Below are 23,364 nucleotides of genomic sequence, written 5' to 3' on the forward strand. Positions count from 1 at the left end.
TTTCTTTCTGTTACTCAAACCAAGGCGCACGTGCCTTCATAATTAATTCAGCCGCAGCCTGCTCTGGTAGAGAAACTAACTCCAACAACTCATCTGTTCCCAACTCAGCCAAATCTTCCTGGGTAACAATACCCTGACCGGCTAAGGTTTTTGCTAAATCAACGGTCATGCCTTCAAGGGCTAATAAATCGTCAGCGGGTTCGGCTAAGGCCGTCTTTTCTTCATTTACAATAGCCAAGGTCAATAACGCATCTTTGGCACGCTGTTTTAGCTCATTGACTAAATCTTCGTCAAAGCCATCAATGTCTAACATCTCGGCGGTTGGGACATAAGCCACTTCTTCAAGACTCGTAAAACCTTCGTTCACCAAGACTTCAGCTAATTCTTCGTCCACTTCTAAATGGGCAACAAACAACTCAATTTGCGTACTGGCTTCGGTGTTGTGCTTTTCTTGCATCGCTGTTTTACTCATCACATTGAGTTCCCAGCCGGTTAGCTCAGACGCTAAACGAATGTTTTGACCACCTTTACCAATAGCTAAGGACAACTGCTCATCTTCGACCGCTAAATCCATTTCATGGCGATCTTCATCAACCATAATGGCCGTAATTTCAGCCGGAGCCATCGCGTTAATAACAAACTGGGCATCATTTGGATCCCATTGAATAATATCAATACGCTCGCCATTAAGTTCGTTAGTGACCGCTTGTACGCGACCACCACGCATGCCAACACAAGCACCAATAGGATCAAGGCGTGGGTCATTCGCACGCACCGCGATTTTGGCACGGAAGCCAACATCACGCGCCGCCGCCATCACATCAATCAGATCATCACCAATTTCTGGCACTTCAATTTTAAACAACTCTATGATCATTTCCTTACAGGCACGAGACATGAACAATTGCGGGCCACGTGGACGGAAATCAACCACTTGTAAAAAGGCACGCACACGATCACCCATCCGGAAGGTTTCGCGACCGACCAGCTCACTACGTGGAATAATCGCATCAACATTATCGCCCATATCCAAAATCACATCGCCACGGTCAATACGTTTTACTTGACCGGTCAAAATTTCACCGACGCGGGGCTGATAATCTTCAACCATCTTACGGCGCTCAGCTTCGCGAACTTTTTGAATAATAATCTGCTTCGCGGTTTGTGCGCCGATACGACCAAATTCAATCGAGTCGATTGCTTCTTCAATATATTCTTCAGGTTGAATATGCGGATCAATATCCGTCGCATCCATCATACGCAAGAACATGTCTGGCTCGCCTTCAATCGCGACATCATCTTCAATAACTAACCAACGACGGAAGGTTTTATAGTCACCGGTGTGACGATCAATTTCAACGCGCACATCAATTTTGTCATCATGGCTTTTGATGGTAGCCATAGCTAAGGCAGTCTCAATCGCATCAAAAATGATTTCCTCGTCCACACCTTTTTCGTTCGACATGATCTCTACAACGGATAATACTTCTTTACTCATGCTGTTACCGCCTTACAATTCAACAACTAAATTTGCTTTATCAATATTCGAAAATGGGATCTCATAGACTTCACGATCCACTTCCACCAAAATTTGTTCCGCCTGCACCTCAACCAACGTGCCTTTAAACTTACGGCGACCCATCTCTGGCGCACGCGTGCGAACATTAACCGTTTTATTTACATAGGCCAAATACTGTTCTGGTTTAAAGAAAGGTCGATCCAGACCTGGTGATGACACCTCAAGATAATAGGCAGATGAAATCGGGTCTTCAACATCCATAATCGCGCTGATTTGACGGCTTGCCAACGCACAGTCATCAACATTCACCCCGACATCGGGACGATCAATATAAATTCTTAGGGTTGAATCCTTGCCAGCGGCGATATATTCGCAGCCCCAAAGCGTCATGCCTAAAGCTTCAATAGCTGGCGTTACCAGGTCTGCAATTTTTTGTTCCAGCGTCATGCCTTATCCTTACTGTCATCATCTCTGACTTAAACCAACAAAAAACCCCGTAAAAACGGGGTTCTCAATTATCAAACCACCTCAAAAGTGACGCTAATAAACGCGAGCATTGGGGTAACTGATACGGCTATTTGAAAAACTGAACAAAGGATAATCAGCTAGATGCCATTTGTCAAGACGCAAGGTCAGATAAAGCCAAGCTAATCAAGATTCGCTTGCAATCTGACATAAATCATTGCTGTCATTAACGCGTCGTTAAACGCATCATGCTGGCCCAGTGTTGGCAAATTTAACTTAGACAACAAAGTTTTAAAGCTCAGATCAAATACTTCATGGTCCGGTTGCAACCAATCCTGGTAAAACTGCTGATGATACAATTCCGCCACGTCCAATTGCCGATTGGGCAAGGGAATGCCCAACCAGGGTTTTATAATCGCGTTAACCATACTGACATCAAAGGATAAGTAATAACCAACTAAAGGGCGAGAACCAATAAAGACCAAAAACTGTTCAATCGCTTCGCGCTCATCAAGTCCTAAAGTGACATCCATATTGCGCAACTGATGAATCAGGATGCTTTCAGGGTTAATATCGCGCTGTTGTTTAAACTGTAGATTCAAACTCTCACTGGTTAAAATTTCCCGACCACGAATCTTAATCGCGCTCAAGGTCACAATCTTATCTTTGGCAGGATCTAATCCTGTGGTTTCACAGTCAAAACACACCACCTCTTGATCTGGCTCAGGGGCAAATAAAAAATCATAAGCAGGGTCGCGCAATTGCCACTTTAGCCAGGCCTGGTGCAGACTCTGTCGTAATGAAGAAAGCACCATTACAGGCCCCCTTCAAACTTATAGTGTTGCTCAACAAACTTCTTGAAATTATTCACCACCCCAAAGGCATCTTTTAATAAATCTTGCTGAAGCTGGCTTAGGCTATCGGTTTTAATCGCATTATCCACCGGCAAGTCTAAAGCCTTCTGTTCAAGCATCCCTTGCAAGCGTAAGGTATTTAAAAAGTTCAGGGTTTCACCCAGCTCGACACCAAAGCGCTCATCAAACACATTATGGTTGATCAAATCACGAATACGCCAATGGGTATTGGTTTTGGCAACACCATATTCCAAAGCCAAACAACGCACACCATGAATAATCGGGAAAATACCACCCTTTTTTAAATCAATCGAATGACCGGCATCTTTTTGAGTAATTAAACGTCCAAACAAGCCAATCGGTGTATCAAACTGCAACACACTGCGGGCAAACTGGGCTAAAAACATTTGGCGTTTTTGCACCTGTGTCGCTAACACCGCTTTTAAACGCTCCAAGCGTGCAGGGTCCCCCTGCACCGCCTGGGCATCCAATAAAATTGACAGATGCATAAACCGTTCTTGCGATGGATTTTCAAACCAGTCAATCACTTGCTGCGCAAACGCGGTTTCGCTTAAACGCCACTGCGGATTGGAAACCATAATATGACCGGGACAAGGCGGAAAACCCAGCTGAATTAATTCAGCTGAATAGGTCTCGCAGAACTCAGCCAGCACGTTAGCATCAATCCGCTCATCAAAAATGACCGCATTATCCTGGTCGGTTCGTACCACCTGCTCTGAACGCCCTTCGCTACCCATCACAATAAAGGTCGCATCGGTAAACTGCTGTTCAACATCCAAAATTTGCCAGAGCTTCGCCTGCAACTTACGGTGTAACTCATTCACCAACTTTGCGATATAGTGCGTTTTTACGCCTTTGTTTGATAAACCAGCGACTAAATCATCAATCTGCTGGGTGACCTTTTGTAAATCATCGACTGTCTGCGCCCGCTCAAGCGTCAACATGACTAGGCCGGATTGATTGGCAAATAAGCTCATCAGCTCTTTTTGATGTAACACTCCTATAAAGGATTGCTTATCGCGCACCATGAGGCGATCAACCCCAAAGCGGGTCATTTTTAATAAGGCATTAAATAGATAATCATTCTTATCAATCGAAATCACCGGATAGCTGACCATATCCGCAATCGGACTGGTCAAATCAAAACCGTGAATCGCCAAACCGCGTAACAAATCGGATGAGGTAATCACCCCTTGACGCTCGCCATCCATCACCAAGCAGGCATCGGTTTTAAAATATTCCATCTGTTCGACGCAGTTCTTTATATCCGTGGTGCTATCCAGCGTAACTAAAGCATGTAATGGCGCAATTTTCACCGCATCCATCATCGCCTCTGAGGACGATTCCATTTGCAACTGCTGATGAAAGCGACTTAACTTTTCAGTAATATCATTAAAATAAAACGCCTCAAAGTCCGGATTATTTTTTAATAAGCGCTGAAACACTTCATTCGCCATGCGATAGGTTAGGGTTTCTTCAACCGCATGATAGGTCAATTGCGTTTGTTGTTGCAGCAACATCGCGGCACCAAACTGGGCATTCGGTCCATAGAGCGCACAATGATTACCCCCCTCTTCATCATGACATTCGGCCACACGCCCTTTGAGTACCAAGTACAAATAGGGATCTTGCTGTTGCGACAAGGGAATTATTTGATCAGGAGCAAAATAGACCAAATCGATGGCCGTTGCCGCTGTGGCCAAATCCGTTTCTGGCAACCGATCAAACGGGTGAACCTGGGCTAAAAAACTCACTAACTCGGACATCGCCATAACAAATCCTTCCAAAAAACGCTAAATAAAAAAGGGAGCCAAAGCTCCCTTAATTATGGGTTTAAACCCATTAAATCGCCAATAGAATTGGCTTATTTGCCATGGGCTTGCGCCATGAACTCTTCTGTTTTACCACGGTTACTGGTTAGATAACTCACCACCACCGTCACAATCACCGCTAAGGGTACAGAGTAAAGCGCTGGGTTAACCAACACATCAATCCCCAATACCGTTTTGGTACCAAAGAAGGCTGCAAAGGTAAAGATTAACGAAGATACCAGGCCTGCTGCCATACCAATAATGACCGCTTGGCTGGTTAACTTACGCCACCAAACCGCAAATACTAATGCCGGGGCAAAGGTACTCGCTGCGATACCAAAACACATCGCAACCAACATGGCCACGTTCTGCTCTTGTAACCAGATTGACATACCAATCGCAACAACAGCCAGCGTACCCGCACCAAATTTAGCAAAACGAACCTGCTCGGCATCGGTCGAGTTAGGACGCAACACACCTTTATACAAGTCATGCGACAAACTGGTTGTTGCTGAGATTAGCAGGCCTGCTGAGGTACTTAGCATCGCCGCCATCGCACCGGCTGCAATCACACCCATCAACAATTGACCGCCCATCATCTCACCAAGCATTGGCATAGTCATATTGGTGGCAACACCACGTTGTCCCGCCGCTAATAACTCAACCAGGGTTGGGTATAAGGCATACATCGCAATCAAACCAACAAAGAACACGCTGCCGTAGAAAATCGCTAAGCCCCAAATGGTGAACTCAGCTGATTTACGCGCATCTTTTGCATTCGATACTGTATAGAAACGAATCAAAATATGAGGTAAGCCTAATACACCCAAGAACAAAGCCAATACCAAACTGGCGTTATTCATCAAGTCACGTAAGCCAACGCCCGGTGAAATCGCATTCGGTGCGTCAGTCATCATACCGCGAACCGTTTCAATCGCTACAGCGCTTTCAGCATTGGTCATACCAGCAATCGCCGCAACGGCTTCGGCATTACCAGCTGCAACCAACGGCGGCACAATCTCTTTACCTTCAATAACCATACCCACTGGGTTACCGCCAAAGAAAGCAATAATCCCAAACACGAGTAAGAACATCAAGGCACCAAATAAAATAGCACCCTGTACCGCTTGGTTATAAGAGGTTCCCTTCATACCGCCCATAATAACGAAAATCGCCATTAAGGAACCGGTTACGATAACCGTGTACAAATAATCCCAACCTAATAACAGGTTAAATAACAAGCCCGCGCCCACAATCTGTGGCACCAGATACATAACACACAATACCAAGGTCGAAATCATCGCAATCATGCGAATACCTTTTTCAGACCCTTCATAACGTGCGTTCAATACGTCGGCAACGGTAAACTTACCGACATTTTTTAACGGGCCAGCAATGATAAGCAAAACAACTATCCAGGCGGCAAAAAAGCCCAGTGCTAACCACCAACCATCAACACCCATCAAGGCAACGGCACCGGCCACACCCAAGAAACTCGCGGCACTGGCATAGTCACCAAACATGGCCATACCATTAACGCGCGGTGAAATGCCACCACCAGCTACATAAAAGTTAGCTGTCGATGCCGTAGAACGACGGTGATAGTAACTAATGTATAGGGATAATAAGATACCGAGAACAACAACGCCAAAAGCAACGATATTTTCCATCTTAATTCGCTCCTTCTTCAAGTTGTTCTAACTTGCGTAAATACAAACGGGTAATAATTACGCCAGCGATAATAATTAAAAGTCCACCCCAAACCACGATGGGTAAACCTAAAATTTCTAATGCGGCGACATCTTTAAAGGTTGCCGATGTCATAAGGGCGACACCAAAGTAAAGCACGGTATAAATGGTGAGTAGGATGACGGCGAATTTGATTTTTGAGTTATTCATTCGCGCCTCCCACCTGATGCATTGGATTAAACATCATATTGCTTGCTCCTCGTTAAGAAAAAAATCCAACCGCTAAACGGGTTATGTTTAACGTCAGACGCGGGTTATTATGTGGATTGAAAGCAAAGTTCGCAATATTTTCGCTTTTAAGCCACACAAAAGTTTTTAGGGCAAGCACAAAGATTTTTTGCGCCCACCCCAAAAAGACCGACTCTTCAAGCTGCTCAAAGTTACTAAGCCTGCTGCAACTGTTTCAAAATCGACGGATCTTCCAAAGTAGAGGTATCCTGAGTAATTTCTTCACCCTTGGCGATGGTGCGCAATAAACGACGCATAATTTTGCCAGAACGGGTTTTGGGTAAATTGGTCCCGAAGCGAATATCGTCGGGCTTGGCAATCGGGCCAATTTCTTGAGCCACCCAGTTACGCAATTCATTAACCATCGCATCACGCTCCGCACCGGCTGGCAAATCGGTATTGAGGACTACAAAAGCAAACACCGATTCGCCTTTAACATCATGGGGTTTACCGACCACCGCAGCTTCGGCCACTTTTGGATGAGCGACCAACGCCGATTCAATTTCCATCGTACCTAAACGATGACCTGATACGTTTAGCACATCGTCAATACGACCTAAAATCCAGATGTAACCATCGGCATCTTTATGCGCACTGTCACCAACCACATAATATTGGTTATTAAACTTGGCAAAATAGGTGTCAATATAACGCTGATCATCACCCCAGACGGTTTGTAACATGGATGGCCACGGCTTGCGCACCACCAAATAACCCCCTGAGTTATTGCCAATCTCATGGCCTTCTTCATCGACGACAATCGCATCAATTCCGGGTAGTGGACGCGTACAAGAACCTGGTTTAAGCGGTGTAACACCTGGGAAAGGCGCAATCATATGGGCACCGGTTTCGGTTTGCCACCAGGTATCAATGATCGGACATTCACCGCGACCAATCACTTCGTGATACCACATCCAGGCTTCTGGGTTAATCGGCTCGCCCACCGTACCTAAAATACGCAGCTTGGAAAGATCATACTGCGCTGGAATATCCTTACCAAACTTCATCAAAGCACGAATCGCAGTCGGTGCGGTATAGAACACGGTAACACCATGATCCTGACACACCTGCCAAAAACGACCGGCATCCGGATAGGTTGGCACGCCTTCAAACATCACAATGGTCGCACCCATCGCTAACGGACCGTAGGCGACATAAGAGTGACCGGTAATCCAGCCTACATCAGCGGTACACCAGAACACATCCTTGTCATTTAAATCAAACATCCACTCATTCGTCAGCATCGCGTTTAACAGATAACCACCACTGCCATGCTGTACGCCTTTCGGTGTCCCGGTTGAGCCAGAGGTATATAACAAAAACAGCGGATGATCGGCGGGTAGCATTACCGGATCATGATAATTACTCATGCCCGCTTCGGCTTCATGCCACCAAATATCACGACCATCTTGCATCACCACTTCTTGTTTGGTGCGCTGATAAACAATCACTTTTTTAACCGAATCACAGCCTTTCGCTAACGCCTGATCCACCGCACCTTTAAGCGGAATCGCCTTACCGCCGCGCAAACCACCATCGGTGGTAATAATCAGTTTAGCCGCAGCATTTTCAACGCGATCTTTTAACGCCTCGGCTGAAAAGCCACCAAACACTACGGAATGAATCGCGCCAACACGAGCACAGGCCTGCATCGCAATCACCGCTTGCGGAATCATCGGCATGTAAATAATGACCCGATCACCCTGCTTAATGCCTTGGGTTTTTAAGGTATTGGCAAAACGACAGACTTCATCGTGCAATTCTTGATAAGTATAGTGATGCACATCACCCTTATCCCCTTCAAAAATAATTGCCAATTTATCGCTTTTGGTATCGAGATGACGGTCAATACAATTATAAGAAACATTTAACTCACCATCGGTAAACCAGCGATAAAGCGGTGCTTTGGAATCATCCAATGCTTTGGTAAACGGCTTGTGCCAGCTCAACTTTTCCTTGGCTAAATCGGCCCAAAAACCCACATGATCCTGCTCGGCTTTAGCATACATGGCATCAAGTTTATCTGCCTTAATAGCAGCCTGTTGTTTAATGGCATCTGAGGGTTCAAAGACCCGTGTTTCTGTCAAAATTGACTCGATATTGTTCGACATCGTCCCTCCAGCTAGGTCCCAAATAATTACTTAAATTAACGTTTTTTTCACGATATGACGCGTATTTTAGCGGTTTTTTAACACCCTTGCTTATTATTGGCTTGTTATTGGCGTTTTTTCACTACCTCTAATGACCAGGCCTGCTGATGCAACACCTCTAATAAACCATCTTCTGGCCGCACCATCTCCTGGGATTTTAATTGCATACTCACCCGTGCACCATCAACCTGCTGATAGCACTCCAGCACTAAGGGTAAACCCTGTTGTTCGGGCGTGGCCCAATAGGGTAGCAGGCCATCTTGGAGTGCCGCTATTTTAGACTCCGCCAGCTGATCAATATCACAATATAGCTTAATCGCCCGCGCTTCTTGTGCCCGCATTTCAGCCAGAGTAACCAGCTGTTCGGCATCTAATTTAATACCGCCATTAAAGTTATCTTCGCTAACAGCACCCTTTATCAACACGACTTCATCAACCCGCAACCAGTCGCGTACGGCATCAAACACCGCTGGGCGGCACACCACTTCCAAACGCGCGGTGCGATCATCAAGGGTAATAAACGCCATTTTGTCGCCACTACGGGTATTTTTGGTCCGAATCGCCACCACCAGGCCGGCTACCCAGCGTTTCTCGTATTTATTCGGCGTTAGCTGCGCCAAGCTCAAACGGGCATAATCCGCCAATTCTTGGCGATAAGCTTCAATGGGGTGGCCGGTTAAATACAAGCCTAGGGTATCTTTTTCGCCCTGCAAGCGTTGGCGTTCTGGCATTTCAGCGACCACAGCTAATTGTGCTGGTGGGGCCATATCAGCGGCCAATTCACCAAACAAATCACTCTGACCCGATTGCGCATTGGTTAAAAACTGATCCGCCTGTGTCAAGGCCATGGCCACCGATTCCAACATCGCTTGGCGATTGGTGTGTAACGAATCAAACGCACCGGCTCGAATCAAGGCTTCTAAAACACGTCGGTTAATCTTCTTGCCGGCGCGATTAGCAAAATCAAATAAATCGCTAAAAGGCCCATTCGCTTGGCGATCCGCCAGCACCTGATCCAAAGCCGCCTCACCGACACCTTTAATCGCGCCCAGGCCATAAATAATCGTTTGCGGATCCGCTGCCTGAAAGCGAATCGCACAGCGATTAATATCCGGCGGCAACAGGGTTAAATTCATCGCGTAGCACTCATTAATCATGTGCACTACTTTATCGGTATTATCCATGTCCGATGAAATCTGTGCGGCCATAAAATGAGCCGGATAATGGGTTTTTAGCCAAGCCGACTGATAAGATACTAAGGCATAGGCAGCGGAGTGAGACTTGTTAAAACCATAACCGGCGAACTTTTCAACCAAGTCAAAAATCTTCATCGCCAACTGACCATCAACGCCGTTATCAATCGCGCCCTGCTCAAACTTGCCACGCTCTTTGGCCATTTCTTCGGGCTTTTTCTTGCCCATCGCTCGGCGTAACATATCGGCGCCGCCCAGGGTATAGCCAGACAGTACCTGGGCAATCTGCATAACCTGCTCTTGGTAAAGGATAATGCCGTAGGTCGGCTCCAGAATTTCTTTTAAACTGTCATGCTGATACTGGGCATCGGGATAGGACACCGCTTCTTTACCATGCTTACGCGCAATAAAGTTATCGACCATTCCCGATTCCAACGGGCCGGGACGAAACAGCGCCACCAAAGCGATTATATCTTCAAAACAGTCCGGACGCAGACGACGAATCAAATCCTGCATCCCGGCCGATTCCAACTGAAACACCCCGGTGGTTTTACCGGTTTTAATCAGCTCAAACACTTTCGGATCGGCTAAAGGAATGCGATTAATATCAACAAAGCCTTCATCATCCGGTTGTTTGCCGGCATTAATCGCCTGTAGTGCCCAATCAATAATGGTAAGGGTCCGCAAGCCCAAAAAGTCAAATTTCACCAAACCAATGGTTTCAACATCATTTTTATCTAGCTGGGTTACCACACCACGACCATCGGCTTCGGAATAAAGCGGACAGTAATAATCCAGCGGCTTCGGTCCAATCACCACCCCACCAGCGTGCTTGCCGACATTACGCACCGTGCCTTCCAGCTTCAATGCGTAATCCAACAGCATTTTGACCTCTTCGTCGTCACGGTAGCGCTGTTTTAAATCTTCTTCCTTTTCGAGCGCATCCTTCAGCTTAATCCCCAACTCATTTGGAATCAGTTTGGCCACCCCATCGACCATGCCATAAGGATGACCCAGCACACGCCCCACATCGCGCACCACCGCTTTCGCCGCCATAGTGCCGTAAGTAATAATCTGCGAAACATGGTCACGGCCATAATGACGTGACACATAATCAATCACCTCATCACGGCGTTCCATACAAAAATCGACGTCAAAGTCGGGCATCGATACCCGCTCCGGATTCAAAAAACGTTCGAATAGCAGGTCGTATTGAATCGGATCTAAATCGGTAATGTTTAAGGCATAGGCCACCAAAGAACCCGCGCCCGAACCCCGCCCCGGCCCAACCGGAATCTGATTATTTTTAGCCCATTGAATAAAATCGGCAACGATTAAAAAATAGCCCGGAAAACCCATTTGCAAAATGGTGTTCAGCTCAAAATCTAATCGGTCACGGTACTCCTGTTGCTTGGCGTTAAAATCCTCGGCCGCTAAATCACCAAATAAAAACGCCAACCGTGCATCCAAACCCTTATGACATTCGTGCCGAAAATACTCGTCCAGCGTCATGTCCGGTGGAATCGGAAACTCCGGTAAATAGTAGGTACCCAAATCCAAGCTCAAATTACAGCGTTGAGCAATCAACCACGTATTGGTAATCGCCTGAGGAATATCGGCAAATAGTGCCTGCATTTCATCGGCCGATTTTAGATACTGCTCCTCAGAATAGGTACGCGGACGGTTTGGATCTTCTATGACATAACCACTATGAATACAACAGCGAATTTCGTGGGCATCAAAGTCTTCGCGGGCTAAAAAACGCACATCATTAGTTGCCACCACGGGCCACTGCCAAGCCTGCGCTAAAGGCAACACCTGCTGAATAAACGCCTCTTCTCCAGGCCGTTGCGTGCGCACCAGCTCCAAATAAACCCGGTCGGCAAAATGGGTTTGCCACCAGGCCTGCTGCTGATCGGCTAGGGCTTGATTACCCCGTGCTAGCGCTTGGCCGATATTACTATGCAAACCTAACAAGACAATCAAACCCGCTTGATGCTCGGCCAACCAAGCCTGCTCAACTAAGGGTAATTGATTGGCTTGATAGACCTGTTGATTGGTTAAATAGGCTTGCGAAATCAGCTTAGAAAGATTCAGATAACCGCTATGATTCTGACACAACAAAGTGATGCTAAACACCTCACCCTCATGATGCACCCACAAATCAGCACCTAATAAAGGTTTTATGCCCTGACTCCGTGCTGCGTTATAAAATTTCAATAACGCAAACATATTGGATTGATCGGTCAAGGCCAACGCAGGTTGCCCGAGACCCTTGACCTTTGCCACTAGCGGTTTAATATGAAGTAAACTATCTTTAACCGAGTATTCAGAGTGCAAATGCAAATGAACAAATGTTGCTGGAGCGTCAGCCATAGGTCTCAACGGATGCCAAAATTAGTTAATAATAAGAGCGTTATTCTAAAGAAGTGCATCCGTTTGTGCCAGTTTAATTCGGAGCTATTAGGATGAGCACACCGTTACGCACCCTCGACACCCATCTGCCCAGCTGGCTCGACCCGCAGTGTTTAGCGCAAGGCCTTAACCCATTTCCCCCAACTACGCACTGCTTTGATGACCCACCCGGGTTACTGGCACTGAGTGATCGAATCACACCCGCACTCCTGCGCCAAGCCTACCCGCAAGGCATATTCCCTTGGTCTGCCGAAGACGAACCCGTGACCTGGTGGTCGCCCGAACCGCGCGCCGTGCTCTATACCGACCAGATTAAAATTCGCCGCAGTCTGAAGCAAGCCTGGCGACAACAACCCTGGCAAATCACCTTTAATCACGCACTTGCCCAGGTGCTAAACCACTGCGCCAGTTGCCCCCGCCCTGGCCAAGACGGTACCTGGCTGCGCCAAGACTTACAACACAGCCTGCTAGAACTGCATCAACAAAGTTATGTGCACAGTGTCGAAGTCTGGCGAGACGACCAGCTGGTCGGCGGCCTATATGGCTTAAGTTTTGGGCAGATGTTTTTTGGCGAATCCATGTTTAGTTTAGTACCCAATGCCTCAAAACTGGCGTTAGTGGCACTCACTGTGCATTTGCAAGATTGGGGCTGGCCGATGATTGATTGCCAAGTAACCAGTGACCATCTCATGAGCATGGGCGCGGTAGAATTAGCACGCCCTGACTTTGAAGCACAACTGCAACACCAAGTCACGCTTCGCCAGCGACCCCAACAGGACTGGATTATAAACCCTAACCTATTGGCGAAAGCGCTCGGCCATAAGGACGCTGACCATGCGTAATCCGATCAGCCAGCACCCGGTCCACCTCAAACTCACCCGCATTCGCTTTTACCCCAATGCGCTATTATCAATTAGCCATCGAATTAGCGGTGCGGTGTTAGCCTTGTGTTTAATAGTCGGGTTAATTTTGGCCAATGCCGTGTTATTGGCCGGCTTAAGTACTTCATATATCACACAAACTGTCAGCGGTAAGTTATTTATTTTATTAACATTATCTTCATTACTTTTTCATTGGTTAAGCGGAGTTCGTCACCTAATTATTGACTGGTGGCCAGCAGCGAATCATCAAGTTCCGCAGGCCTGGTTTAGTGGCTGGGCGGTGAGTTTGGTGTTTATTTTTTGGGCAGTCGGTACAGGATTACTGGCCTTAGCCTTGTTTTTTGGAGGGCGCGGCTCATGACTAAAATCTGGCCGAATGGCAAGTGGAGTTATCTCTGGCAACAACTCAGCGCCACGTATTTACTGCTATTTTTCCCGGGCTTTATTTGGCTAATTTGGCCACTGCTTATGGGGCAAAGCGAGCAACCTATGCAACCAGGCCTGCTGTTGGTCAGCAGTCTTATCGCTTTAGGGCTGATTCTTATTCACAGCTGGATTGGCTTGCGCGATATTCTGATCGACTACTGCCCGGCTCGCCATTTGCAGCTGGCACTCAAACTCTACACTGGGATATTTAGCCTACTGCTGCTAAATATCATAAGCCTGCTGCTTATTTTACTACTTCGTTAAGGACGGATTATGCCCCATTCAGTCGCCGATGACACTTGCCCGCCGCTACACCGGCATCGTTATGATGTGCTCATTGTCGGTGCCGGCGGTGCCGGATTACGCGCCGCCCTCGAACTCCAGCGTGCTGGTAAACAGGTCGCACTGATTTCCAAAGTCTATCCCACCCGCTCGCACACCGTGGCGGCACAGGGGGGTATTAATGCGGCCTTAGGTAATATCAGCGAAGACAACTGGCACTGGCATATGTTCGATACCATCAAAGGCAGTGATTATTTGGGCGACCAGGATGCGATTGAATACATGTGCCAACAAGCACCGCGAATCGTGCGCGAACTCGAGCACTTTGGTGTGCCTTTTTCGCGGCTCGACGACGGTAAAATTTACCAGCGTCCGTTTGGTGGACAAAGCCAGCATTTTGGTCAAAGCCAAGCGACCCGAACCTGCGCGGTGGCTGACCGCACCGGCCATGCTATTTTGCACACGTTGTATCAGCAAAACCTAGCCGCTGGCACCCAAATTTTCAGTGAATTTTTCAGCCTGGATTTAATCCTCGAAGATCAACGTGTGGTGGGTTTGGTGGCACTGGAGATTGCTACCGGCCAGTGGCATCAGTTTCAAGCCGATGCGGTATTACTGGCTACCGGTGGTGCGGGTCAAATTTATCGCACTAACACCAACGCCAGCATTAATACCGGCGATGGCCTAGCGATGGTGTTACGCGCCGGCCTGCCGCTGATGGATATGGAGTTTTGGCAATTCCACCCCACCGGTGTAGCCGGTCGCGGTATGCTGATTTCTGAAGCGGCACGAGGTGAAGGCGGTATTTTGCGCAACGGATTGGGCGACGCCTTTATGGCCAACTACGCCCCCAAGGTCAAGGATCTCGCCTCGCGTGATATCGTTTCTCGGGCGATTGCCACTGAAATCCACCAAGGTCGCGGTTGTGGCCCTAACAAAGACTATATTGAATTGGATCTCACCCACCTCGATGCCGAGCTGATTAAACAAAAACTGCCCGGCATTCGGGAGATCAGCCTCACCTTTACTGGCATCGACCCGATTACCCAACCCATCCCGATTCACCCGTCTTGCCACTATATGATGGGCGGCATTCCGACCAATTTGCATGGCCAGGTGATGACTCAGGTGACAAGTGATGCGAACGGCGAAAACCAGCCAGTTGCGGGGCTCTATGCGATTGGCGAATGTGCCTGTGTGTCGGTGCATGGTGCCAATCGCCTCGGGGGCAACTCGCTGCTGGATATCGTGGTATTTGGCAAAGCCGCCGCCGAACATATTCTGAATCAAACTGAAACTCGAACCGAAACAGCCGCACCGGCTAAGCTCTCTAACCTAACAATACCCGAGTCAATCATCGCGCGCATGGCGGCTTATCAAGCAGACAAGCCCAAAACCAACAGCGGTGATAATCACGACTCGGTGGTCACCTTTAAACGCGACTTGCAAAAGATTATGCAACGCCATTGCGGAGTATTTCGAGACCAGACAACCCTAGTTGCCGCGCGATCCAAACTGGCTGAACTCGAACAACGGCTGCTATCCTTGCCGCTACACGACCCAGCACAGGCGTTTAATCTCGAACGTATCCAAGCCTTTGAGTGTGAAAATCTGCTCGCCGTGGCCTGGGCCACCTTAGAAAGTGCCATTGCCCGCACCGAAAGTCGCGGTGCCCATGCGCGTGATGACTTCCCCGACCGCGATGACCAGGCCTGGTTAGTCCATTTACTGTTTTTTAATCAGCCCGAACGCCGTCTCAGTCAAAAACCGGTGCAACAGCAACCCAAAACGGTTGCAGCGTTTCCGCCGATTAAACGGGTGTATTAAGGTGTATTAAGGTAACTGAAGGAAAAGTTCATGAAAGAAAACTCAGTGCTGTTTAAAATTCAACGCTACCAACCCGAAAGTGCAGCCGAGCCAGCCGCACAAGCTGCACAACCCTACTGGCAAGAAATGACCCTGGATGAAGCACAAATCAGCCCCGGCATGATGCTCCTGGATGCACTCAAACTCTTGCGCGAACAAGACTCAACACTCAGCTTTCGTAGCTCCTGCCAAGAAGGCGTGTGCGGCTCGGATGCGATGCAGGTCAATGGGCGCAATCGCCTCAGTTGCATCACGCCACTGGCCGAATTACGCCAACCGATAGAACTAATGCCGGTACCAGGCCTGCCGATTCTGCGTGATTTAATTGTCGATATGACGCTGTTTTTTGATCGCTACGCCCAAGCCAATCCCACCCTAAATGCTGGTGAATTTAATCCCGAACAGGAGCATCTACAAAGCCCGGAAGATCGGGCCAAACTCGATGGTCTTTATGAATGTATCCTTTGCGCCTGTTGCAGTACCAGTTGCCCGTCGTTTTGGTGGCATCCCGATCAGTTTTTGGGACCCGCCGCGCTGTTAGCCGCCGAACGGGTAGTGATAGATTCACGTGATATTCAACCCAAACAACGACTCGACGCCCTCAGCGATCCCTATCAATTGCATCGTTGTCGGGGGATTCAGCAATGCACCGCCAGTTGTCCAAAAGGCCTCGACCCGAGTCGCGCGATTCGTCAACTCAAACACCAACAATGGACGCAATCCTAATGAACGACACCTGGCGTCAACTGGCGCTAGCCGCCCGCCGTGGCAATGCCGAAGCCGAACAACTTCTCGCCCCATTTATTGACCAATTACGCCACCATCCGCAACAACTTGCGGTACAGGCTGAAACTCTTGCAGGCCTGCTGGCGCAGGAGGAACAAGACCTACTGATTTGGCTGCTAGATCCCGGCAAAGCGCCTGCCCACTGGCAAGCCCTCTTGACCCAGATTCGCCGGTGTTATCAACAAAGGCTAAATAGTCAACAATAATACACGCAGTGATTTTAACTATGCTATAATTCGCGACAATTTTAGCCAGGACAAGAAAACGGTTTTATGTCAAAACAAGATGTGATTGAATTTGAAGGTACGGTATTAGAAACACTACCGAATACCATGTTTAAAGTGCAATTGGAAAATGGTCACGAGATCATCGCCCACATTTCAGGCCGGATGCGTAAGAACTATATCCGCATTCTCGCCGGCGACAAGGTCAAAGTTGAATTAACGCCCTACGATCTTACCAAAGGTCGCATCACCTACCGCGGTAAATAAATCGCTCTAGTGGGTTAACCGCAGTATCCGCTCGTTTAATCGCCTTGTCCAATCACAAACGCCACCGCATAGTGGCGTTCGTCACTGATTGACACCTGCCAATCACTAATCCCCAAATCTTCAGCTCGCGCTAACGCCGCACCGGTTAAACTAGCCATCGGCTTACCCAAATCATCATGACCTAACATCAGCTGCTTAAAACTAATGCCCTGTGCAATACCTGTACCTAAGGCCTTAGCCAACGCCTCTTTAAACGCCCAACGTTTCGCTAAAAACTTGACCTGTTGCACCGAATGCGAATGCTGTTCAGAAAGCCTTAAGCAGGCCTGGTAATCGTCCCATTCGGCCTCGGCTAACAAGCGTTTGGCAAAGGCATCACCCTGACGTGCCATTAATTGCTCAATCCGCGCCAGCTCTACCAAATCGGTACCGATACCTTTGATCAAATTGCCGCTCTCGCATCACGCATTAAACGCTTCATTTCGCGCACCGCTTCGGGCAAGCCGCTAAAAATCGCCTGTGCCACAATCGCATGACCAATATTCAATTCCTCGATACAAGCAATCTGTGCAATAGCCTCGACATTATGATAATGCAAGCCATGACCGGCGTTGACCACCAAACCTAACCCATGCGCAAACTCGGCCGCATCACGAATGCGGATCAGTTCCTGCGCTCGCTCTGCGGCGGTTGGTAAATCAGCATAACGACCGGTATGCAATTCAATTACTGGTGCCCCTACTGCCTTAGCGGCACGAATCTGAGTTTCATCAGCATCAATAAATAACGACACCCGACAACCGGCTTGCGCTAAGCGGTCACACGCCTCAGTTAACCAGGCCTGCTGACCCGCCACATCCAAACCACCCTCAGTGGTTAATTCCTCGCGCTTTTCCGGTACTAGGCACACATCTTCCGGTTGCACATCACAAGCAATGGCCAGCATTTCTTCGGTAACCGCCATCTCCAAGTTCATCTTAGTTTGCAAGCAAGCTTTTAAGCGATAAACATCAGCATCCTGAATATGACGGCGATCTTCACGCAAATGCAAGGTAATGCTATCCGCCCCAGCCATTTCAGCATCTAAAGCGGCTTTAACCGGATCAGGATAACGGGTGCCACGGGCTTGGCGCAAGGTGGCCACATGGTCAATATTTAAGCCAAGGAAGATGGGATTTAAAACCGGGGTTAAAGTCGCATTCATGAGGACGTATCCTTTGCAGTCGTTAAAAAGGTTTGTAATAACTGCCGACTCCCAAGCGGGCGTCCGGCTAAAAAAAGATCCAGATGGGCACGAAACACTCGTTTCAGCGCGGCAAGCAAGCGCAAATCTATCTGCCCAGCACTACCCGCCTGCTCATCTAATAAAGCAAGCAACGCGGCTCCAGGCAAATCCCAAACTTCCGCTTGATGATCAGCAAGCTCGGGTAAGGTCTGCGGACGTAATCGATACGGGCGTTGCGGGTCAATCGCCGCACCCGCTACAAAGCCATACGTTTGCTCAGTCAACCAAGTGTGTAAGGGATAACCCAGCTCTTGTAATAAATACCACTCAAAACGACGTAACCACCAGGCCTGCTGGGCGCGATTCAAGGTCGCTGGGCTGATCTTATCCATTTTGGCTTGATTACTCAGCGCCTGTAAGGTTTCGATATAGACCACAAACAGGGTTTCGCAAGGTTGCGCCAGTGGCAAAGAGTTATATAACAACTCATTAAGATACAAACCACACAAATTGGCTTCACCACTCAGCCAATGCACCTGACCATAAGCCTCCAAATGGCTAGGCATTAACCAGTCCTGGTTGGATGGACTTGCTTGCCACGCCACCTGCAACGGCTGAAACGGCTGTAACCAGGCCTGCTTTTGGCGCGCGGCTTTAGACGCTTGGCGCACGCCCCGAAAAGTGGCAAACCGCTTGCCCTGTTGAGGCATCAATAAAGTGACCTGTAAACTGGTCTCCTTATAAGGCCGCGTGTGTAATACATAGGCCGGCTGTTGAATGACGCTCACAAATCGGTATAACCCAAACTCGCTAAGGCGCGATCATCATCCGACCAGTTTTGCTTCACCTTCACCCACAATTCCAGGTGCACACGTTTTTCAAGCATCGCCACCATATCCATTCGGGCCTGACGCCCCATCTCTTTAATGCGCTCGCCCTTATCGCCAATCACAATCCGTTTTTGGCCTTCACGCTCGACTAAAATCAACGCATTAACAAACCAACGGTCTTGCTCGGTGTCCATTTCAAATTGCTCAATCGCTACTGTCGCACCATAAGGAACTTCTTCTCCCAATGAACGCATTAACTTTTCACGCACAATTTCGGCTAACAAAAACTTGGTCGAACGATCGGTAATATAATCTTCCGGGAAAATCGCTGGTTGTTCTGGCAAGCGTTTTAACACTTCTTTGACAATCAAATCCAAGCCGCTTTTTTTAAACGCCGAAACCGGAATTAAGCTATCAAATTTCACCGCCTGTCCCAGCAGTTGCAAATAGGGCATCATATCGGCCTTGTGCTTAATCTTATCAATCTTGTTCACCAATAAAATCACCGGCACCTCGGCTTCGGCTAACTGCTGGGCAACGGCACGATCTTCACGGGTAAACTTCGGCGCTTCAACAACAAACAAAATCACATCAACACCATTAAAGGCACTGCGAGCGGCACGATTCATATAGCGGTTAATCGATTTCTCGCCGCCCAAATGCAGCCCTGGGGTATCAACATACACAATTTGGTGATCTTCGGCGGTAAAAATGCCATGAATTCGGTGGCGCGTGGTTTGCGGTTTGGCCGAAGTAATACTCAGCTTCTGCCCCAACAACTCATTCATTAGTGTTGATTTGCCGACATTTGGGCGGCCAACAACGGCGGCAAAACCCGCTTTAAAAGGTGTTTGCTGTTCGCTCATACTTGTCCTAACGCCTCTAGGGCGATTTCTGCGGCTTTTTGCTCGGCCTTGCGTCGACTGGTATCGGTCGCTTCAAATTTGGTATTCAATGGCGACACATAACAAGCCACGGTAAACACCTGAGCGTGGGCGACACCATTAACACTAATAATGCTATATTCCGGTAGCGGATGCTGTTGCGCTTGCAACCATTCCTGCAAGCGAGTTTTGGGGTCTTTGCCGACTTTTTGCGGGTCTAACTCACACAACTTATTAGCATACAAGCGTTCCACAAACGCCCGGCAGGCCTGCAAACCACCATCTTGATAAACCGCGGCAATAATCGCTTCTAAGGCATCGGCTAAAATCGACTCGCGTCGATAACCGCCGCTTTTCAACTCACCCGGCCCCAAGGTCAACATATCACTCAAAGCCAGTTTTCTGGAAAGCTTGGCCAGGGTTTCGCCTTTCACCAAATGGGCACGAATACGGCTTAAATCCCCTTCGGGTAAATTGGTAAACTGCTCAAACAACAAGTCGGCAATTATAAAGTTAACCAAACTGTCGCCTAAAAACTCTAAGCGTTCGTTATTTTTAGCCCCAGCACTGCGATGGGTTAAGGCCAGCTCCAACCAAGTTTCATCTTGGAAGCTATAGCCTAACCGAGTCGATAATTGACGTAATTTAAATTGGCGTTCTGCTTGACCCGCCATTACTCAATCCCTCGCCCAATACGATTCCATTGCAAACCCTGATCCCAATTCATCCATATCGCAAAGGCACGGCCTTTCAAAAACTCTTCAGACACCAAGCCCCAACTGCGGCTATCGGCACTGTGATCCCGGTTATCGCCCATCGCAAAATAATAACCTTCCGGTACCACCACATCATAGACATTCATACCACGACGATCTGGATCAATCAAAATCTCATAACTGCGACCATCCGGCAGAGTTTCACGCAAATGGCGTGCCCCGGTCATCACCGAACCCGAATTTAAACCGATGTAGCGTCCAATCGGTTCTTGTGGCACCGGCTCACCATTAATAAATAACTCCTTATCCACATAGGTAATGCGATCGCCCGGCACCCCAACAATCCGTTTAATATAATCGACATTCGGGTCCAGCGGATAACGGAACACAGCCACATCACCACGCTGCGGATCACCAACTGGAATCACTCGGCTTTGCAACACCGGCAAACGCACCCCATAGGAATATTTGTTGACCACAATAAAGTCACCAATTTCTAAGGTCGGATACATCGAACCGGATGGAATCCGAAACGGCTCGATCATAAAAGAACGCAACACCAACACAATTAAAAAAACCGGAAACAACGAACGTGCATACTCAATCACAATCGGTACATTTTGGGTAACCGCCGAGTGCTCACGTTTTTTCTTCCACACCATCCGATCAATCAACACCAGCACCCCGGTGATAACGGTCACTAAGACTAAAATTAATTCAAAATTCATTATTTATCACTGCCTCCGGTATTTAACACCGCCATAAAGGCTTCTTGCGGCAACTCAATGCGCCCTATCGTCTTCATACGCTTCTTGCCTTCTTTCTGCTTCTCGAGCAATTTCTTTTTGCGCGACACATCGCCACCATAACACTTGGCCAACACGTTTTTACGCATCGCTTTCACATTGGTACGACCAATCACCTTACCACCAATCGCCGCCTGAATCGCCACTTCAAACATTTGGCGTGGGATAATGTCCTTGAGCTTTTCAATCATTTCTTTACCGCGAGTCACCGCCATCGAACGGTGCGTAATTACCGCCAAAGCATCGACCGGCTCGCCGTTAATTAAAAAGTCTACCTTCACCAAATCATCGGCTTGGAAACGCTTAAACTCATAATCCATCGACGCATAACCACGGGTATTGGATTTTAAACGGTCAAAAAAGTCTAACACCACCTCGTTTAAGGGCAACTCAAAACTAATCGAAATTTGGTTACCGGCATAGCTCATAGCTTTTTGCACACCGCGCTTATCAATGCACAATTTCATCACCGCACCGATATACTCTTGCGGCACCAAAATATTGGCTTGAATAATCGGTTCACGAATCTCAGCAATGGTAGCCACATCCGGCAATTCGGACGGGTTATCAATCTTCAATACTTCATCTTTTTTGGTCAACAACTCATAAACCACCGTCGGCGCCGTACTAATCAAATCCAAGTTATATTCGCGCTCTAAACGCTCCTGGATAATTTCCATGTGCAGCATCCCCAAAAAGCCGCAACGGAAACCAAAGCCCAAGGCCTCAGAGGTTTCAGGTTCAAAGTTGAGCGCCGCATCATTCAAACGTAATTTACGCAAGGCCTCACGTAAATCCTCATAATCTTCCGAACTTATCGGAAACAAACCGGCAAATACGCGTGGCTGTACCGGCTTAAAACCAGGCAAACGCTCGGCAACCGGATTTTTGGCATCGGTTAAGGTATCGCCCACCGGCGCGCCATCGATGTCTTTAATCCCGGCAATCACATAACCCACTTCACCGGCACCCAAAAACGCTTGTGGACTGCGCTTAGGCGTGAAAATGCCCACATCGGTCACTTCATAATCATCACCGGTCGACATCACGCGCATTTTGGTTTTCTTGGCAATCTTGCCATCAATCACCCGCACCAACGACACCACACCCAAATAATTATCAAACCAAGAATCAATAATCAGCGCCTTAAACGGTGCGTCTAAATCACCCACCGGTGCCGGCACTTTTTTAATCAACTCTTCCAAGGTTTCAACAATACCAATACCCGCCTTGGCACTGGCCGATACCGCTTCCGAAGCATCAATACCAACAATTTCTTCAATTTCTAGCTTCACCCGCTCCGGCTCTGCCGCTGGCAAGTCAATCTTGTTTAATACCGGAATCACCTCAAGGTCTTGCTCAATGGCGGTATAACAGTTGGCAACCGTTTGCGCCTCCACCCCTTGCGAGGCATCCACCACCAACAACGCCCCCTCACAGGCCGCTAACGAACGCGATACCTCATAAGAAAAGTCGACGTGGCCGGGCGTATCGATAAAATTCAGCTGGTAGGTTTCACCATTATTAGCTTTATATAACAAGGTCACACTTTGGGCTTTAATGGTAATGCCGCGTTCGCGCTCAATATCCATCGAATCCAACACCTGCTTATCCATTTCGCGTTCCGTTAAGCCACCACAATGCTGAATAAAACGATCAGCAATGGTCGATTTGCCATGGTCAATGTGGGCGATAATCGAAAAATTACGAATATGAGATAAGGGTTGCGACATGCGTACTCCAAGCAAAAACTCAATAAAAAAGGG

Annotated in this window: 22 protein-coding genes; 7 read left to right on the plus strand and 15 right to left on the minus strand. The window is 48.0% G+C overall.

Annotated features, from left to right (window positions below; translation table 11 throughout):
• Window positions 1–10: 10 nt before the first annotated feature.
• The 8 genes from nusA to dnaE form a co-directional block, all read right to left on the minus strand.
• A complete protein-coding gene (nusA, locus tag THICY_RS04460; protein WP_013835416.1) occupies window positions 11–1,498 on the minus strand; it encodes a transcription termination factor NusA in 1,488 nt (495 codons plus the stop codon).
• A gap of 12 nt (window positions 1,499–1,510) precedes the next feature.
• Window positions 1,511–1,966, minus strand: a complete 456-nt coding sequence (rimP, locus tag THICY_RS04465) for a ribosome maturation factor RimP (protein ID WP_013835417.1) — start codon at window positions 1,964–1,966, stop codon at window positions 1,511–1,513.
• Between the two features lie 200 nt (window positions 1,967–2,166).
• A complete protein-coding gene (locus THICY_RS04470; RefSeq protein ID WP_013835418.1) occupies window positions 2,167–2,799 on the minus strand; it encodes a 3'-5' exonuclease in 633 nt (210 codons plus the stop codon).
• Entirely contained in the window at window positions 2,799–4,631 is a 1,833-nt protein-coding gene (locus THICY_RS04475; RefSeq protein ID WP_013835419.1) for a putative nucleotidyltransferase substrate binding domain-containing protein, read from the minus strand. The genes THICY_RS04470 and THICY_RS04475 overlap by 1 nt, the downstream gene beginning before the upstream one ends.
• 92 nt (window positions 4,632–4,723) lie before the next feature.
• On the minus strand, window positions 4,724–6,340 hold the full coding sequence (locus THICY_RS04480; RefSeq protein ID WP_013835420.1) for a sodium/solute symporter: 1,617 nt from the start codon (window positions 6,338–6,340) through the stop codon (window positions 4,724–4,726).
• Between the two features lies 1 nt (window position 6,341).
• The gene (locus THICY_RS04485; protein WP_013835421.1) at window positions 6,342–6,569 is read right to left on the minus strand and encodes a hypothetical protein; all 228 of its coding nucleotides are present in this window, start codon (window positions 6,567–6,569) and stop codon (window positions 6,342–6,344) included.
• 233 nt (window positions 6,570–6,802) lie between these two features.
• Window positions 6,803–8,758 carry an acetate--CoA ligase gene (gene acs, locus THICY_RS04490; RefSeq protein ID WP_013835422.1) on the minus strand — a complete coding sequence of 652 codons (1,956 nt, stop codon included), beginning with the start codon at window positions 8,756–8,758 and terminating at the stop codon, window positions 6,803–6,805.
• Window positions 8,759–8,862: 104 nt separating this feature from the next.
• Entirely contained in the window at window positions 8,863–12,366 is a 3,504-nt protein-coding gene (gene dnaE, locus THICY_RS04495; RefSeq protein WP_013835423.1) for a DNA polymerase III subunit alpha, read from the minus strand.
• A 92-nt stretch (window positions 12,367–12,458) separates the two neighbouring features.
• Here dnaE and aat point away from each other — a divergent pair, with 92 nt between their 5' ends.
• From aat to infA, 7 genes are all read left to right on the plus strand, one after another.
• Window positions 12,459–13,247 carry a leucyl/phenylalanyl-tRNA--protein transferase gene (gene aat / locus THICY_RS04500; protein ID WP_013835424.1) on the plus strand — a complete coding sequence of 263 codons (789 nt, stop codon included), beginning with the start codon at window positions 12,459–12,461 and terminating at the stop codon, window positions 13,245–13,247.
• Window positions 13,240–13,647 carry a succinate dehydrogenase, cytochrome b556 subunit gene (gene sdhC / locus THICY_RS04505; RefSeq protein ID WP_013835425.1) on the plus strand — a complete coding sequence of 136 codons (408 nt, stop codon included), beginning with the start codon at window positions 13,240–13,242 and terminating at the stop codon, window positions 13,645–13,647. Before aat ends, sdhC begins: the two co-directional genes overlap by 8 nt.
• Window positions 13,644–13,976, plus strand: coding sequence for a succinate dehydrogenase, hydrophobic membrane anchor protein (gene sdhD / locus THICY_RS04510; protein ID WP_013835426.1), 333 nt, complete (start codon window positions 13,644–13,646; stop codon window positions 13,974–13,976). Before sdhC ends, sdhD begins: the two co-directional genes overlap by 4 nt.
• A 9-nt stretch (window positions 13,977–13,985) precedes the next feature.
• Window positions 13,986–15,821: a succinate dehydrogenase flavoprotein subunit gene (gene sdhA / locus THICY_RS04515; protein WP_013835427.1), complete on the plus strand. Its 1,836-nt coding sequence runs from the start codon at window positions 13,986–13,988 to the stop codon at window positions 15,819–15,821.
• A gap of 30 nt (window positions 15,822–15,851) precedes the next feature.
• Entirely contained in the window at window positions 15,852–16,586 is a 735-nt protein-coding gene (locus THICY_RS04520) for a succinate dehydrogenase iron-sulfur subunit (protein ID WP_013835428.1), read from the plus strand.
• Window positions 16,586–16,852 carry a succinate dehydrogenase assembly factor 2 gene (locus THICY_RS04525; protein WP_013835429.1) on the plus strand — a complete coding sequence of 89 codons (267 nt, stop codon included), beginning with the start codon at window positions 16,586–16,588 and terminating at the stop codon, window positions 16,850–16,852. Before THICY_RS04520 ends, THICY_RS04525 begins: the two co-directional genes overlap by 1 nt.
• Window positions 16,853–16,918: 66 nt before the next feature.
• A complete protein-coding gene (gene infA / locus THICY_RS04530; protein ID WP_013835430.1) occupies window positions 16,919–17,137 on the plus strand; it encodes a translation initiation factor IF-1 in 219 nt (72 codons plus the stop codon).
• A gap of 35 nt (window positions 17,138–17,172) precedes the next feature.
• Here the strand turns inward: infA and acpS are convergent, their stop codons facing one another.
• The 7 genes from acpS to lepA are packed head-to-tail and all read right to left on the minus strand — an operon-like array spanning window position 17,173 to window position 23,331.
• A complete protein-coding gene (gene acpS, locus THICY_RS04535) occupies window positions 17,173–17,583 on the minus strand; it encodes a holo-ACP synthase (protein ID WP_013835431.1) in 411 nt (136 codons plus the stop codon).
• The gene (pdxJ, locus tag THICY_RS04540; protein WP_013835432.1) at window positions 17,580–18,341 is read right to left on the minus strand and encodes a pyridoxine 5'-phosphate synthase; all 762 of its coding nucleotides are present in this window, start codon (window positions 18,339–18,341) and stop codon (window positions 17,580–17,582) included. The genes acpS and pdxJ overlap by 4 nt, the downstream gene beginning before the upstream one ends.
• Window positions 18,338–19,150: a DNA repair protein RecO gene (gene recO, locus THICY_RS04545; RefSeq protein WP_013835433.1), complete on the minus strand. Its 813-nt coding sequence runs from the start codon at window positions 19,148–19,150 to the stop codon at window positions 18,338–18,340. The genes pdxJ and recO overlap by 4 nt, the downstream gene beginning before the upstream one ends.
• Complete coding sequence (gene era / locus THICY_RS04550; RefSeq protein WP_013835434.1) at window positions 19,147–20,058, minus strand: GTPase Era; 912 nt, start codon at window positions 20,056–20,058, stop codon at window positions 19,147–19,149. Before era ends, recO begins: the two co-directional genes overlap by 4 nt.
• Entirely contained in the window at window positions 20,055–20,750 is a 696-nt protein-coding gene (gene rnc / locus THICY_RS04555) for a ribonuclease III (RefSeq protein WP_013835435.1), read from the minus strand. The genes era and rnc overlap by 4 nt, the downstream gene beginning before the upstream one ends.
• A complete protein-coding gene (gene lepB / locus THICY_RS04560) occupies window positions 20,750–21,520 on the minus strand; it encodes a signal peptidase I (RefSeq protein ID WP_013835436.1) in 771 nt (256 codons plus the stop codon). The genes rnc and lepB overlap by 1 nt, the downstream gene beginning before the upstream one ends.
• Window positions 21,520–23,331, minus strand: a complete 1,812-nt coding sequence (lepA, locus tag THICY_RS04565) for a translation elongation factor 4 (protein ID WP_013835437.1) — start codon at window positions 23,329–23,331, stop codon at window positions 21,520–21,522. The genes lepB and lepA overlap by 1 nt, the downstream gene beginning before the upstream one ends.
• Window positions 23,332–23,364 lie beyond the last annotated feature (33 nt).

This window comes from Thiomicrospira cyclica ALM1 (assembly GCF_000214825.1).
Taxonomy (GTDB): domain Bacteria; phylum Pseudomonadota; class Gammaproteobacteria; order Thiomicrospirales; family Thiomicrospiraceae; genus Thiomicrospira; species Thiomicrospira cyclica.